General features: G+C 59.0%; 12 protein-coding genes. 8 read left to right on the top strand and 4 right to left on the bottom strand.

Translation table 11 applies throughout. The annotated features are described in order from the left end of the window. Positions 1-51: 51 nt before the first annotated feature. The 5 genes from AC0KVQ_RS08960 (at position 52) to AC0KVQ_RS08940 (ending at position 9,118) form a co-directional block, all read left to right on the top strand. Entirely contained in the window at positions 52-597 is a 546-nt protein-coding gene (locus tag AC0KVQ_RS08960) for a ComEA family DNA-binding protein (RefSeq protein WP_473420806.1), read from the top strand. A gap of 171 nt (positions 598-768) precedes the next feature. Next, positions 769-4,719, top strand: coding sequence for a phosphoribosylformylglycinamidine synthase (gene purL / locus AC0KVQ_RS08955; RefSeq protein ID WP_473420805.1), 3,951 nt, complete (start codon positions 769-771; stop codon positions 4,717-4,719). A gap of 117 nt (positions 4,720-4,836) precedes the next feature. Further along, positions 4,837-6,093: a cystathionine gamma-synthase family protein gene (locus tag AC0KVQ_RS08950; protein ID WP_473420804.1), complete on the top strand. Its 1,257-nt coding sequence runs from the start codon at positions 4,837-4,839 to the stop codon at positions 6,091-6,093. A 145-nt stretch (positions 6,094-6,238) separates the two neighbouring features. Further along, a complete protein-coding gene (gene purB / locus AC0KVQ_RS08945) occupies positions 6,239-7,609 on the top strand; it encodes an adenylosuccinate lyase (protein ID WP_473420803.1) in 1,371 nt (456 codons plus the stop codon). Positions 7,610-7,663: 54 nt separating this feature from the next. After that, complete coding sequence (locus AC0KVQ_RS08940; RefSeq protein WP_473420802.1) at positions 7,664-9,118, top strand: YdgA family protein; 1,455 nt, start codon at positions 7,664-7,666, stop codon at positions 9,116-9,118. A 42-nt stretch (positions 9,119-9,160) separates the two neighbouring features. Here the strand turns inward: AC0KVQ_RS08940 and AC0KVQ_RS08935 are convergent, their stop codons facing one another. Then, positions 9,161-9,760 carry a matrixin family metalloprotease gene (locus AC0KVQ_RS08935; RefSeq protein WP_473420801.1) on the bottom strand — a complete coding sequence of 200 codons (600 nt, stop codon included), beginning with the start codon at positions 9,758-9,760 and terminating at the stop codon, positions 9,161-9,163. Then, positions 9,760-11,619 carry a dihydroxy-acid dehydratase gene (gene ilvD / locus AC0KVQ_RS08930; RefSeq protein WP_473420800.1) on the bottom strand — a complete coding sequence of 620 codons (1,860 nt, stop codon included), beginning with the start codon at positions 11,617-11,619 and terminating at the stop codon, positions 9,760-9,762. The genes AC0KVQ_RS08935 and ilvD overlap by 1 nt, the downstream gene beginning before the upstream one ends. 95 nt (positions 11,620-11,714) lie before the next feature. Between ilvD and lgt the strand changes: the two genes are divergently transcribed. The 3 genes from lgt to AC0KVQ_RS08915 all read left to right on the top strand — a co-directional run bounded on the left by lgt (position 11,715) and on the right by AC0KVQ_RS08915 (position 13,345). Next, entirely contained in the window at positions 11,715-12,566 is an 852-nt protein-coding gene (gene lgt, locus AC0KVQ_RS08925) for a prolipoprotein diacylglyceryl transferase (protein WP_473420799.1), read from the top strand. Then, positions 12,566-13,045, top strand: coding sequence for a DUF456 domain-containing protein (locus AC0KVQ_RS08920; protein WP_473420798.1), 480 nt, complete (start codon positions 12,566-12,568; stop codon positions 13,043-13,045). The genes lgt and AC0KVQ_RS08920 overlap by 1 nt, the downstream gene beginning before the upstream one ends. Before the next feature lie 99 nt (positions 13,046-13,144). Then, a complete protein-coding gene (locus AC0KVQ_RS08915; RefSeq protein WP_473420797.1) occupies positions 13,145-13,345 on the top strand; it encodes a hypothetical protein in 201 nt (66 codons plus the stop codon). Positions 13,346-13,491: 146 nt separating this feature from the next. Here the strand turns inward: AC0KVQ_RS08915 and ppx are convergent, their stop codons facing one another. Both ppx and phoU read right to left on the bottom strand, forming a co-directional pair. Next, positions 13,492-14,988 (bottom strand): exopolyphosphatase, encoded by a 1,497-nt coding sequence (ppx, locus tag AC0KVQ_RS08910; protein WP_473420796.1) that lies wholly within the window; start codon positions 14,986-14,988, stop codon positions 13,492-13,494. Positions 14,989-15,191: 203 nt separating this feature from the next. After that, the gene (gene phoU / locus AC0KVQ_RS08905) at positions 15,192-15,902 is read right to left on the bottom strand and encodes a phosphate signaling complex protein PhoU (protein WP_473420795.1); all 711 of its coding nucleotides are present in this window, start codon (positions 15,900-15,902) and stop codon (positions 15,192-15,194) included. Between the last annotated feature and the right edge of the window lie 28 nt (positions 15,903-15,930).

Here is a 15,930-nt window from a genome sequence, read left to right as displayed (position 1 = left end):
AAACGGGCCTAAGTTGAAAATGTTCGGATTCACCGACAGAAGGAGCAGATCATGAAAAAGTTGCTTGCCCTGGCCATGTTTACAGCCCTGCCGGCGCTGGCCATTGACCTCAACACAGCCACGGTCGAGGAAATTGCGGCACTCAAAGGCATGACGCAGCAAACCGCCGAGGCGATCGTGTCCACGCGCACTCAAAATGGGCCGTTTCAATCATCAAGCGATGTACTCAACGTCCCAGGCGTCACCCAAGGCATGCTGAACCAGAATCGCGCCACACTCACCATCGCCGGCCGACCCGTAACCACCCGCTCGGGAACCGCTCCGGCGATCCCGGGTGTGCGCCCGGCCATTCCAGCCAAGAAAGCAGATACCACGGTAACAACAACCAGCAAAGGCAAGACTTCCGGCCAGGTTTCCGGCAACAAATCCGCCAACAGCAAATCGACAGCGACAACCACATCCATCCAGGAAAACGGCAAAGGCAGTCGTGGCAACAGCGGCAATGACGGCGGTCGCGGCAACAGCGGAGGAAACGGCGGCGGTAATAGTGGCGGCAACGGTGGAGGAAATGGCGGCGGTGGCGGAGGAAACAAGTAGCCATCCGCCAACAAGCCCGGGCCCTTGGTCGGCAACTTGCAGATCAGGCTGCCCGGGTTTTCTGATGCTCAACACTGCCTGCAACACACCGATTCTCAGCCTGCGCCGATAAAGCAGCGCTTCTTTGGTATCATTACGCCTTTGTTTTTTCCAGCTTGCGGATTCGCTCTCATGGCAGACGTGCTCAAACTTCGCGGCGGTGCCGCACTTTCCTCATTCCGGCTTGAGAAGATCGAGGCGGCGCTCGCCGCCCAAGGCATCCAGGCCCGACTTTACGCCGAGTTCTGGCATTTTGCCGAAACCACCTCCCCGCTCAGCACTGCCGAGACCGATACGCTGGCCCGCATTCTCAGTTATGGCGAACCGGCTGATGCCACCCGTGCCACCGGCACACTGCTGGTTGTCCTGCCGCGTCCTGGCACCATTTCGCCGTGGTCATCCAAGGCCACCGACATCGCCCTGCACTGCGGCATCCAGTCCATCCAGCGCATCGAGCGCGGCATGGCCATCCATGCCAGCGATGCCAATGGCCAGGCACTGACCGATGCCGCACTCGAAGCACTCAAGCCGCTGGTGCATGACCGCATGACCGAGCAGGTGGTGGATTCGCTCGATGCCGCCCAGGCACTGTTCCAGCACTTTGAACCGGCGCCGATGCAAAGCGTGGACATCCTTGCCGGCGGCCGTAGCGCACTGGAAAAGGCCAACAGCGAATTTGGCCTGGCCTTGTCCGAGGACGAAATCGAATACCTGGTCGAAAACTACCAGAAGCTTGGCCGCAACCCGACCGATGTCGAACTGACCATGTTCGCGCAGGCCAACTCCGAGCACTGCCGTCACAAGATCTTCAATGCCGACTTCATCATTGACGGCAAAAAGCAGCCGCAAAGCCTGTTCGGCATGATCCGCGAAACGCACAAGGCGCATCCGGAAGGCACGGTCGTGGCCTACTCCGACAACTCGTCAGTGATCGAAGGCGCCGAGATCGAGCGCTTCTTCCCGCAACCGGGATCGGCCCAATACCAGTTTGATACGCAAACCGCGCACATCCTGATGAAGGTGGAAACACACAACCACCCGACCGCGATCTCGCCCTTCCCAGGCGCCGCCACCGGCTCCGGCGGCGAAATCCGCGACGAAGGCGCGACAGGCCGCGGCTCCAAGCCCAAGGCGGGTCTGGCCGGCTTTACCGTTTCCAACCTGAATCTGCCCGGCGCAGTCCAGCCCTGGGAAGAGCCCGCCTACGGCAAACCAGATCGCATTGCCTCGGCACTCGACATCATGATCGAAGGTCCGATCGGTGCCGCTGCATTCAACAACGAATTCGGCCGTCCCAATATCTGCGGCTACTTCCGCACCTTTGAAGAAGACAGCAATGGCGAGCGTCGCGGCTACCACAAGCCGATCATGCTGGCAGGCGGGATGGGCAACATCAATGCAATCCATGTCGGCAAAAACGACTTGCCTGATGGTTCGCTGCTGATCCAGCTCGGCGGTCCGGGCTTTCTGATCGGCATGGGTGGTGGCGCAGCCTCTTCGATGGCGACTGGCGCCAATGCTGCCGATCTGGATTTTGACTCGGTCCAGCGCGGCAACCCGGAAATCCAGCGCCGCGCGCAAGAAGTGATCGATCGCTGCTGGCAACTGGGCAATACCAACCCCATCCTGTCGATCCATGACGTGGGCGCCGGCGGCATCTCCAATGCTTTCCCGGAACTGGTCGATGGTTCCGACTGCGGCGCCATATTCGAGCTGCGCCGCGTGCATATCGAAGAACACGGCATGTCGCCCAAGGAAATCTGGTCGAACGAATCGCAGGAGCGCTACGTGCTGGCAATCCTGCCGGAAGACCTGATGCGCTTCGAAGAAATTTGCGAACGCGAGCGCTGCCCGTTCGCCGTGGTCGGCCGTGCCACCACCGAAAAACAGCTGATCGTCACCGACGAGCACTTCGGCAACCGCCCGGTAGACATGCCGATGGAAGTGCTGCTCGGCAAGCCGCCGAAAATGACGCGCGATGTCACGCGCCTGCAGCCCAAGCTCGAAAAGTTCGATTCCTCACAGATCGACCTGAAGGAAGCCACCTATCGCGTGCTGCGCCTGCCAACCGTGGCCGACAAGAACTTCCTGATCACCATCGGTGACCGCACCGTGGGCGGCATGACCGCGCGCGACCAGATGATCGGCCCGTGGCAGGTTCCGGTGGCAGACGTGGCCGTAACCACCATGGGTTACAACACCACGCTGGGCGAAGCCATGTCCATGGGCGAGCGCACGCCGCTCGCGCTGATTTCCAGTCCGGCTTCCGGCCGCATGGCCGTAGGCGAAGCGCTGACCAATATTGCCGCCGCCCCGATCGCCAAACTCGGCGACATCAAGCTCTCGGCCAACTGGATGGCGCCGGCCGGTCATCCGGGCGAGGACGCCAACCTGTACGACACGGTCAAGGCCGTTGCGCTCGACCTGTGCCGCGATCTGGACATCTCGATTCCGGTCGGCAAGGATTCGATGTCGATGAAGACGGTATGGGACGAAGCCGGCACCAAGAAACAGGTCACCGCCCCGCTCTCGCTGATCATCTCGGCCTTTGCCCCGGTCAGCGATGTGCGCAAGACCCTGACGCCGCAACTGGTGGCCGATCCCGACAGCGACCTGCTACTGATCGATCTGAGCAGCGGCAAGTGCCGCCTGGGTGGCTCTGCGCTGGCCCAGGTTTACAAGCAACTGGGCGATTCCTGCCCGGATGCCCCGGACGCAGTCATCCTGAAGGCTTTCTTCGAGACCGTGCAAAAGCTCAACGCGGAAAATCGCATCTTGGCTTACCACGATCGCTCGGATGGCGGCCTGCTGGCTGCGATTGCAGAGATGATGTTTGCCAGCCATGTCGGCGTGACACTGGAAGTCGACGAATTGTGCATCGACCGCCGTCGTCGCCAGCGTGGCGAACATGAACTCACGCCGGAAGACGTGGCCCGCGCCGAGAATGGCCGCGCCATGGGCGTGCTGTTCAATGAAGAACTTGGCGCCGTGCTGCAGGTCAAGCGCAGTGAAACCGCCGCCGTGATCGCTGCTTTCATGAACGCTGGCCTGTCGGCCGAGCTGCATGTGATCGGTTCGATCAACAACGAAGACAAGCTCAAGATCAAGAAGCGCAATTGTCTGCTGCTCGACGAATCACGCATTTCACTGCAACAGGCCTGGTCGGAAACCAGCTGGCGCATCCAGCGCCTGCGTGACAACCCGGCTTGCGCCGATTCCGAATACGCACGCATCGCCGATCAGAACGACAAGGGCCTGTTCGCCCAGTTGACCTTTGATCCAACCGAGGACATCGCGGCGCCGTTCATTGCCACAGGCGCCCGCCCGAAGATCGCCATCCTGCGCGAGCAGGGCGTGAACGGCCAGGTGGAAATGGCCGCAGCATTCGATCGCGCCGGCTTCACTGCCATTGACGTGCACATGAGCGACATCATCGGTGGCCGCATTTCGCTGGCAGATTTCAAGGGCTTGGCCGCATGCGGCGGCTTCTCCTATGGTGATGTGCTTGGTGCTGGGGAAGGCTGGGCCAAATCGATCCTGTTCAACCCGCGTGCGCGCGCCGAGTTTGAAGCATTTTTCCAGCGCGGCGATTCGTTCGGTCTGGGTGTGTGCAACGGCTGCCAGATGATGGCCAACCTTTCTGGCATCATCCCGGGCGCTGCCGCCTGGCCGAAGTTCACGCGCAATCAGTCCGAACAGTTTGAAGCCCGCTTCGTGATGGTGGAACTGCCGCAATCGCCTTCGCTGTTCTTTGGCGGTATGAACGGCAGCCAGTTCCCGGTGGTGGTTTCGCACGGTGAAGGCTTTGCCAACTTCAACCAGCAAGGCGATATCGAACAGACAATCGTGGCCATGCGCTATATCGACAGCGACGGTCTGGCCACGGAAAGCTATCCGCTCAACCCGAACGGCAGCCCGCAGGGCATCGCCGGGGTCACCACGGCAGATGGCCGCTTCAGCATCATGATGCCGCACCCGGAACGTGTATTCCGTACCGTGCAGAACTCCTGGCATCCGCAAGGCTGGGGTGAGGACGGCCCGTGGATGCGTATGTTCCGCAACGCACGCAAGCATCTGGGCTAAAGCAGCAGAAAAGGATTGGCAAGCGCACCCCGGCAATACCGGGGTGTCCGCGAGTGGCAATGAACAATGTCGGCCACCCGTCCCTCTACTCACTGAAATCTGACGCGTTGCGAAAAAATGAAACCAGCAAATCCCCACCAGACATTCAGCACTGAAAACGTTCACCTGGACAGGCTCGGAGCCGTTGAGCATGGCGGCATTCACAAGCCGATCCACACTTCAGTCCAGTACGGCTTTGAAAAAGTCGAAGACCTCATCGGCGCCTTTCAGGGCACGCTTAAAGGCAGCTACCAGTATGCGCGCCAGGGCACACCCACCACGGCGGCACTGGAAACCAAGATCACCCGGTTTGAAGACGGCATTGGCACCGTATGTTTTGCTTCTGGCATGGGCGCCATTACGAGTACGCTACTTTCCCTGTTGCGCAACGGCGACCATGTGGTCGCCAGCCAGTTTGTGTTCGGCAACACCAATAGCCTGCTCGGCACCATGCAAGGTTTTGGCATCAGCATCGACAAGGTCGATGCCTGCAGCGTGGATGCCGTAGCCGCGGCCATTCGTCCGGAAACGCGCATGGTGTTTGTCGAGACCATTGCCAACCCCAGAACCCAGATAGCCGATCTGGCCCGCATCGGCGAGCTCTGCCGGGAACGTGGCCTGGTTTATGTGGTGGACAACACAGTGACCTCGCCCGTGCTGTTCCGGCCCAAAGCCGTCGGCGCCAGCCTAGTCATCAATTCCTTGAGCAAAACCATTGCCGGCCACGGTGCAGCGCTAGGCGGCGCAGTTACCGACACCGGCCTGTTTGATTGGTCGACCTACCCCAATATCTTTGAGCCTTACCGCAAAGGCGATCCGGCGGGTTGGGGCTTGCTGCAAATCCGCAAAAAAGGCTTGCGCGACATGGGCGCATCCCTGTCGTCCGAGCAGGCCCACCAGATCAGCCTGGGCAGCGAAACGCTGGAATTGCGTGTGAGACAAGCCAGCCAGACCGCGCTGCGCCTAGCGCAATGGCTGCAGCAGCATCCCAAGGTGGATGCCGTGCATTACCCGTTCCTGCCATCCCACCCTGAATATCAGCTGGCAAGCCAACTATTCCAGGCAGGATCATGGCTATTCAGCTTTGAACTGCGTGATCCATCCACCATGGTGGAGATCCTGAACCGGCTCGCCATCCCGATCCGTTCCACCGGGCTGGGCGATACCCGCACCCTGATCATTCCGGTTGCCCCGACCATCTTCTGGGAAGCCGGGCTGGAAGCACGCAAAAAGATGGGAATTGCCGAAGGTCTGATCCGGGTTTCGGTAGGACTGGAAGATGCAGACGACCTGATTGCGGATTTTGAAAATGCCCTGGGTCCTGTTGAGGCTTGATTAAGTCGGACAGGTATTCCCCCCCATCAAAGCCGTGCCTGCACGGCTTTTTTACATCTTTGTTCCGCCATCTGGTTCCGGCTGCCTTGGCTCGCTGTGGTAAAATGCTGCGTTTGATTTCCGACCACAGGATCCTGCTCGCGCCATGGAGCTTTCTGCACTTACCGCCCTCTCGCCGCTCGACGGCCGTTATGAAAAGCAACTGGCTGATCTGCGTGCGCACTTCAGCGAATTTGCCCTGATCAAGAACCGTGTCACCGTCGAAGTCGCCTGGCTCAAGGCGCTGGCAGCCGAGACCAGCATCAGCGAGATCAAGCCATTTTCCGCCGCAACGATTGCGGAACTGGATGCTGTTGTCGCCCAGTTCTCGCCCGAGCATGCGCTGGAAGTCAAAACCATCGAGCGCACCACCAATCATGATGTCAAAGCGGTCGAGTACTGGCTGAAAGAACGCCTGTCCGGCAACGCCGAAGTCAGCGCCGCCAGCGAATTCATCCACTTTGCCTGTACCTCGGAAGACATCAACAACCTCTCGCATGCCCTGATGCTCAAGGGCGCGCGCGAAGAGGCCCTGTCGCCCAAGCTGTGCGAAATCATCGCCCGCCTGGCCGAATTGGCCCATGACCTGGCCGATGCACCGATGATGAGTCGCACCCATGGTCAGCCAGCCACGCCGACCACGATGGGCAAGGAACTCGCCAATATCGCTTACCGCCTGCAACGCCAGATGGCCCGTCTGGAAAAAATCGAGATTCTGGGCAAGATCAACGGCGCCGTCGGCAACTACAACGCCCACCTGTCGGCCTACCCGGAAGTGGACTGGGAAGGCTTCTGCCGCCGTTTTGTCGAATCACTCGGCATTACCTTCAATCCGTACACCATCCAGATCGAACCGCACGATTACATGAGCGAGCTGTTCGATACATTCGCGCGCATCAACACGATCCTGATCGACATGAACCGCGACATCTGGGGCTATATCTCGCTGGGCTTCTTCAAGCAGAAGGTCAACAAGAACGAAGTCGGTTCCTCGACCATGCCGCACAAGGTCAACCCGATCGACTTCGAAAATTCCGAAGGCAACCTGGGTCTGGCGAACGCTTTGCTCACCCACCTGTCTCAGAAACTGCCGATCTCGCGCTGGCAGCGCGATCTGACCGATTCGACCGTGTTGCGCAACATGGGCGTGGGCCTGGGCTACAGCCAGCTCGGTTATGTATCGTGCCTGAAAGGCTTGAACAAGCTGCTCGCTGATCGCGATGCCATGCAGGCAGATCTGGATCGCAACTGGGAAGTGCTGGCCGAGCCGATCCAGACCGTGATGCGTCGTTATGGCGTACCCAACCCGTACGAGCAACTGAAGGAATTGACACGCGGCAAGAGCGGTATCAGTCGCGAGGTTCTGGCAATCTTCATCGACAACCTGGCCATTCCGGCGGAAGAAAAGGTTCGTCTGAAGGAACTGACACCTTGCTCTTACCTGGGCAAGGCACAGGATCTTGCCAACCGTATTTGATCGTTGCGGGTGCTAACCGCGCCCGCTACTTTCCGGCAAAAAAGGAATTTGACGTTGAAACAAAAGATTGTTCTGGCCAGCATCGCAGCACTTGCCGGGGTTGGCGCACTCTGGGTCGGCGGTGCCTACTTTGCCGGGAAGAGTGTGGAAAGCACGCTCGAAAAGCAACACAAGTGGCTATCCGAGCAGCCCTACTTCCTGATCAAGGACCGCAGCTACCAGCGCGGCTGGTTCACCTCCACCGAAAAAGCCACGCTTGCCATCAATCCGGAAATCTACCGTTTCCTGCTGGAAAAGGAAGGCGAGCAATTACCCGTTTTTGAGGTTACCTATACCAACCGCGTCTTGCATGGTCCGCTGCCACTGATCGGCCAATTCAATCCGCGCCCGGCCAAGGCGGTGGTACAAACCGAACTGCAATTTGCCCCGGAAACCCAGAAACTGCTATCACGCTTCTTCGGTGATCAAAAACCGATCGAAGTGGAAAACCGTATCGGTTTTGATGACGATGGCGTCATGCAGATCAAGGTACCCGGTTTCGACTACGAAGAAGCCATTGCCGGGATCAAGGCCAAATGGCAGGGGCTGAATGCTACGGTCGACTACGGTGGCGATTTCAACCGTGTCCGGATCGAAGCTTCTGCGCCCGGCCTGGAAGGCTTTGCCAAGGACAAGGGCCAGTTCAACCTCAAGAATTTGAGCTTCAATCTGGATCACACACGAGGCAATAACGGCCTGATGCTGGGCACCACCAGCGCCAAGGTAGCAAATTTTGCACTCGATTTGCCTGGAGAGTCGCCGCTGAAAATTGCGCTGGAAAACCTCAGCTACGCCGGCAAACTCAGCGAAACCAATGAATTCGTTGATGGCGAAGTGGTATTGACCCTGGCAAAACTGGTACTGAACGATAAGCCCTATGGGCCCGCCGAACTGCAGGCAGAAGCCTCACACCTGCATGGCCCGACACTGGCGAAACTCAACGACGAATTCTCGCAACTGCAGAAGCGTCCGCTCAAGCGTGAAGAGTTTACGGACGAGATCGTCAAGCTGGCCAAGACGCACGGCATGCCATTGCTGACACACGATCCGCATTTCGGCATCCGCAAGCTGGAAATGCAGATGCCGGAAGGCACGCTGAAATTCTCGGCCGGGATTGGCCTGAAAGGCTTCAAGGAAGCCGATCTCGATAACCCGGTGGATCTGGTCAACAAGCTTTCGGCCAGGGCCGACTTCACTGTTCCCCGCAAGATCGTGGAAACGGTGGTGATGTGGCAGGCACGCAGCATGTTTGGTGGCCCGCAATCGAATGTCAGCAATGCCGATCTCGATTACCTGGCTGGCCAGTTCGTGGAGGGCCAGATCAGCCGCCTGGCCGACCAGAAACTGATCAAGGTCGATGGTGAACTGTTGACTGCATCCGCCACGCTGGAAGGCGGCGAGTTCACGCTCAACGACATTCTGGTTCCATTGCCCTGGCAGGAAGAGAAATTCAAGAAGACCGGGCAGTAACAGACCTGCCCGCAATCGGATGCCCTGCCCTGCAGGGCATTTTTATTTCCAGTCGTAGCGTTGCTGGCAACGCTGCATGTCCTGCCCGGAAGGCGTATCCAGCCTCAGTGACAAAAAGCGCTTCTCGTTCATCAAACTGTCCGCCTCGGCCGAGTGCACGAACAGGCCAAGGGCATGACCGACCTCATGCGCGATCACCTGGCGCAAGGTATCAGCATCACGAACCAGCCCGGCATTGAGCCGGATATCCGCATCCAGCAAAATTCTCCGCAGATACTGCGGCAGCGTCAGCGCCATCAAGCCAGGAATATCCACCTGCCAGCCGATGACATTCACACCATCAAGATGATCAATGGGGCGTCGGGTAAATCCGCCAAACTCTACCCGCACACCGCACGAGGCCCAGACTGCTGCGGCATGCGCCAGGGCATCGATGACATCGGCATCGCTGATGCCATTGGGCTTGCCACTTGGGTTGTAAGCGATCACATAGCGCTTATCCTGCCAGACCGCATAATCTTCGGCGGCAATAACTTGCGCGCAAGCAGCTGCCACGCCAATCGCCATGGCCAGACTGGCTGCACGAACAACAAAAAAGCGCCCGAAAGGCGCTTTTTTGCAATCAGATACGACCAAGGCCATCAATCCTTGCGCTCGACCTGGCTGACGTCGCGCACCGCGCCGGTATCGGCACTGGTCGCCATCGCGGCATAGGCACGCAGCGCCGGGCTGACATAGCGATCACGTGCCACCGGTTTCCAGGCCTGCTTGCCACGGGCTTCCATCGCAGCACGGCGACTGGCGAGTTCTGCCTCGCTGACCTTGAGGTGGATGGTGCGGTTCGGAATATCGATCTCGATAGTATCGCCCTCTTCCACCAGGCCAATGGCACCACCTTCCGCCGCCTCCGGACTGGCATGGCCGATCGACAGGCCGGAAGTGCCGCCGGAGAAGCGACCGTCAGTCAACAAGGCACACGCCTTGCCCAGGCCCTTGGACTTGAGATAGCTGGTCGGATACAGCATTTCCTGCATGCCCGGTCCACCCTTCGGGCCTTCGTAGCGAATCACCACCACATCGCCGGCCACCACGTTGTCGCCCAGAATGCTTGCCACGGCCGCATCCTGGCTTTCAAATACGCGGGCGCGCCCGGTGAACTTGAGGATCGAATCATCCACGCCCGCAGTCTTCACGATACAGCCACGTTCGGCGATATTGCCGAACAGCACGGCCAGGCCGCCATCCTGCGAATAGGCATTTTCCTTGTTGCGGATGCAACCGTCCTTGCGATCAAGATCCAGCTCCGGATAACGCATCGACTGGCTGAAGGCAATGGTAGTGGCCACGCCGCCTGGTGCGGCACGGTAGAGAAAGTGCGATTGGCTGTCAGGCTTGTTGCTGGTCACATCCCACAACTGCAGCGCTTCACCCAGCGTCGGCGCATGCACGGTACGGGTCGTGGTATCGATCAAGCCGGCGCGATTGAGTTCGGCCAGAATGCCGACCACACCACCCGCGCGATGCACATCTTCCATATGGTATTTCTGGGTAGCCGGCGCCACCTTGCACAGGCAAGGCACATGGCGCGAAATCTGGTCGATGTCAGCCATCTTGAAATCGACACCAGCTTCCTGCGCGGCGGCCAGCAAATGCAGCACGGTGTTGGTCGAGCCGCCCATGGCCACATCCAGGCTCATGGCGTTGGCAAATGCCGCCTTGGTGGCAATGCTGCGCGGCAGAGCCGTTTCATCATCCTGCTCGTAATAGCGCTTGGCCAGCTCAACGATCTGGCGGCCGGCCTGCAGGAACAACTGCTTGCGATCGGCGTGCGTGGCCACGAGCGAGCCATTGCCCGGCAAGGACAAGCCCAGCGCTTCGGTCAGGCAGTTCATCGAATTGGCAGTGAACATGCCGGAACACGAACCGCAGGTCGGGCAAGCCGAGCGCTCCATGCGCTCGACTTCATCATCGCTGACATCCGGATTGGCAGCTTCGATCATGGCGTCAATCAAGTCCACCTTGCGCTCGCCGCCACGCCAGTCAACCTTGCCGGCCTCCATCGGTCCGCCGGAAACGAAGATCACCGGAATATTCAGGCGTAACGCGGCCATCAGCATGCCCGGGGTGATCTTGTCGCAGTTCGAGATACACACCAGCGCATCGGCGCAGTGGGCATTGACCATGTATTCGACCGAATCAGCAATCAGATCGCGGCTGGGCAGGCTGTAGAGCATGCCGCTATGGCCCATGGCGATGCCGTCATCGATGGCGATGGTGTTGAATTCCTTGGCGATCCCGCCGGCACGCTCGATCTCGCGCGCGACCAGTTGCCCCATGTTGTGCAGGTGCACGTGTCCCGGCACAAACTGGGTAAACGAGTTGGCGATGGCGATAATCGGCTTGCCGAAATCCTCTTCCTTCACGCCGGTCGCACGCCAGAGCGAACGTGCACCAGCCATGTTGCGGCCGTGGGTAGAAGTCTTGGAACGATAGGCGGGCATGACAATTCCTTGAATCTTGCTGAGCAGTTGACAGGAAAAACCGGATAGACGCTTGCGGTATAATCTGGGTCTATTTTAACGAAAGCCTTCGCCCCATGCTAACCCATCCGCAATTTGATCCTGTTGCCATTCATCTGGGCCCGTTTGGCGTGCACTGGTACGGCTTGATGTATCTGATGGCATTTACCGGATTCCTGCTGCTGGGCCGGCTGCGCATCAAGCAGGGACGCTACCCGGACTGGGAGGCGCGCGAGCTGGATGATCTGCTGTTCTATGGCGTGCTCGGCGTCATTCTGGGTGGACGACTGGGTTATGTGATTTTTTACAAACCCGATCATTACCTCTCGCACCTGCTCGACATCATCAAGATCTGGGAAGGTGGCATGTCCTTCCATGGCGGGTTTCTGGGTGTTTTGCTGGCGATGCTGTTCTTTGCCCGCAAGACCGGACGCAGTTTCTTCCAGGTCACCGACTTTATCGCACCGCTGGTACCCATCGGCCTGGCATTCGGGCGCCTAGGCAACTTCATCAATGGTGAGTTATGGGGACGTGTCACCAGCCCGGATGCACCATGGGCCATGCTGTTCCCACAGGCCCGCCATGCCGACCGCTTGCTGGCCCAGGGTGATCCGGCACTGAATGCCATGCTGCTGCAATACGGTGCCTTGCCACGCCATGCCTCGCAGTTGTACCAGTCTGCGCTCGAAGGCCTGCTGCTGTTTGTCATGCTCTGGCTGTACAGCCGCAAACCGCGTGCGGTGGGCCGTACTTCTGCGTTATTTCTGGCGGGATATGGCGCGTTCCGCTTCATCGCCGAGTTTGCACGCGAACCGGACGATTTCCTCGGTCTGCTGGCCATGAATTTCAGCATGGGTCAGTGGCTGTCATTACCCATGATCCTGCTTGGCGCCTACTTGTGGCTGCGTTCGCCACAACGGAGTGAGTAATGGAAATTGCGGCCTGGATTCTGGCAGGACTACTGGTTCTGGGCGGTCTGGCGGGTACGCTCTTGCCAGTTTTACCCTCCACGCCAATGATTCTGGCTGGCATGCTGCTCGCCGGCTGGCTGGATCAGTTTCAGCGCATCGGCTGGATTACCTTTACCGCCCTGGCGGTATTGACCGGTATATCCCTGATTCTGGATTTTATCGCCGGATCACTCGGCGCAAAAAAGGCCGGTGCCAGCCCGCAAGCCGTCTGGGGGGCCTTGATCGGCTCGATTGTCGGCATTGCAGGCGGATTGGCCGGATTGCTGCTCGGCCCGTTTATCGGCGCGGCTGTGGGTGAACTGATTGCCCGTCAAGATGCCCTGCAGGCAGGCAAGGTCGGCATCGCTGCACTGGCCGGATTCATCCTTGGCGCCATTGCCAAAGTGGCGGCAGCCCTGGCTATGCTGGGAGTCTTTGCGCTGGCCTGGTTCTGGTGACCGTCCATCCTGCCAACATGCCCACCGGCACAGGTTGCACTGGCATTTGTAAGAATCGATGCAATGCTGCAAAAAGGAACTGGCCTATCGGGATTTGCCATGATCACCCGCCGCCACAAACAGCGAAATCCACCCATACCCACCGCGCAGGCACCATACTGCGAAACGGTGGAAGCCAGCTTGCCTTATGCCGCCGATCGTCGCCATCAACAGGAAAATGGCCCGCCGTGGTTCACCGACGAGGGCTGGGTCGTCAGCGAGCGAAGAAACTTGCGCGACCGCCGCGACCAGTGGCACTGAGAACCCATTCACGATCTTGCTGCAAAGCCGTGATAGAGGTTCATGCGCTGCTCTGAATCTTTATGTACCGCCTGTATACGCCTGCTTTTGCGCTGCGCTTCACCCTGCTAACGGCTGCTCGCGACAGATTGTGAACAAGTTCTGAGTCATTCAGCTTGAGGCGCAGGCGAAACCGACAGCACCACGCCGATTTCCTGCCAGAGCCGAATTTCTTCTGCCAGCACATGCGAGGTCAGCGGGCGACTATCCAGCCAGCCAGGCTCAAGCTCCAGCCGATAGACCATGCCATTGCGCGAGAAAGCACGAATGGGCGGGGTGTCGTCTTGCCGGGCACGACAGAACATCACACCCAGACGCAGGCAAGCCAAGCCACCGCGCTCTTCGCGCGAAAATTCATCCAGAATGGCTTTGGTCAGGCGTCCCCGGTGCGCAAACACCAGCTTGGACATCAGATCCTGTTCGCGCCGGGAAAAACCTGGAATATCCGCATGCTGCAAGATATAAGCCGAATGACGACGATAACTCACGTGCGAAATCGACAAACCCACCTCATGCAATTGCGCTGCCATGGCCAAATGACGGGCCAGATCCGTCCGGGCAGGCGTAATTTCCGGCTCCAGCAGATCAAACAATCGCGTACTCAATGTCGCAACCCGTGCTGCCTGTGCCATGTCGACATGGTATCGGCGCTGGAACTGCGGCACGGAATGCTCGCGAATATCCTTCTTGGTATGCCGCTCGAGCAAATCGTGCAGCACACCTTCGCGCAAGGCGCCGTCGGCCATCCCCATCTGCTCGATACCCAGCATGTCGAAAACAGCCGCCATGATGGCAAAACCACCCGGCAAGACCGGGCGCCGATCCGAGCGCAAGCCATTGAGATGCACCTTGTCCACATGCTTGGCATCCAGCAGCAGCTGGCGCAGCCGGGTCAGCCCCTTCAGCGTGATGCCGCTCGTGGACAAATCATTCAGCTCAAGCATGTCACACAGGGAACGCGCCGTGCCGGAGGATCCGAAGGCTCGCTCCCAAAGACCGGCACGAAAATCCTTGACCATGGGCAACAAGCGCTCGCGCGCTGCCAGCTCTGCCGCAGCCAGCCGATCCGGGGTGATCTTGCCATCGGCAAAGAAACGCTGGCTCCATGTCACGCAACCCAGTTGCTTGCTCTCGGCACGCACCGGCCTGAAACGGTTGCCGATGATGAATTCGGTTGAGCCGCCACCGATATCCACCACCAGACGCGATTCTTTTGTTGCCGGCAGGCTGTGCGCAGCGCCCACAAAAATCAGGCGCGCCTCTTCCTGACCGGCAATGGTTTCAATCGGGAATCCCAGTGCTGCCTCAGCCTTGGGCAAAAATTCGGCGATATTGGTCGCCACACGGAAAGTGTGCGTCGCCACTGCCCGAACAGCTTCCGGTGGCAAGCCCTGCAAACGCTCCGCAAACCGTGACAAGGCCTCAACCGCGCGCTCCTGGGCGGCTTCGCTCAGGTATTTCTCGGCATTGAGACCAGCCCCGAGACGCACGGTTTCCTTGATGGTATCCAGTGGCAACAGGCTGCCATTGGCCACCCGCGCAATTTGCAAGCGAAAACTGTTCGACCCCAGGTCGACTGCAGCAACAACGGGGAAATCGGTCATGATCGAAACAATCTAGAAAAAACCGCTTTAACGATAGCGCGCTTTGCGCGGTCAGGCCAGTTGCAATATTACAAGGCTACCCATGAAGTGGTATGCCGACCAAGCCCCGGAAAATCTTGGCCATGACCACCCATGGCGCAAATGCAACCTAAAAGGGCTGCCAAAGCAGCCCTTTTCAGAACACGAACCGACTATTGCAGCGGTCAGCCGCGCACCCGGCTGGCCACCTTTTCTGCCACATCGACATCCTTGTGGCGTACGTCCTCACCCTTGACCAGATAGATGGTATGTTCGGCGATGTTGACGGCATAGTCGGCAATCCGTTCGATGGCCTTGGCAATCCAGAGGGTATCCAGGGTCAGCGAAATCGTGCGCGGATCTTCCATCATGATGGTAATCAATTGACGCTGCAGCCCACGGTATTCCTCATCAATGCGTGAATCCTGACGGATGACACTGGCGGCCTTTGGTGCATCCATGCGCGCAAACGCATCCAGCGAAGCAGCCAGCATATCGAGCGCCTGGTCGGCAATATGGTTGAGTTCCGAAAAACGCGGAACCTGCATGCGCCCGGACTGGAACATCTCTCGGGCACGACGGCAGATGCGCTCGGATTTGTCGCCAACGCGCTCCAGATCCTCGACCGACTTGAGCACGGTCATCACCATGCGCAGATCCGAGGCCGCCGGCTGACGGCGCGCAATCATGTGCACGCACATATCATCCAGCTTCACATGCATGGCATTGACTTCGTGCTCGCGAGCGATCACCAGATCAATGACTTCCGTATCGCCGGTTGCCAGCGCGCGCATGGCATTGCGCACCTGCTCCTCAACCAAACCCGCCATCCCCAATACGTGGGAACGAATGGCTTCCAGTTCAACGTCAAATTGCGAGCTGATATGTTCCGACATGGCAAACCTCCGATTCTGATCCCATCAC

The organism is Formivibrio sp. oc-25, from assembly GCF_055810895.1.
The sequence above is the reverse complement of the archived record's forward strand: the minus strand, read 5'-3'. Positions and strand labels throughout refer to the sequence as shown.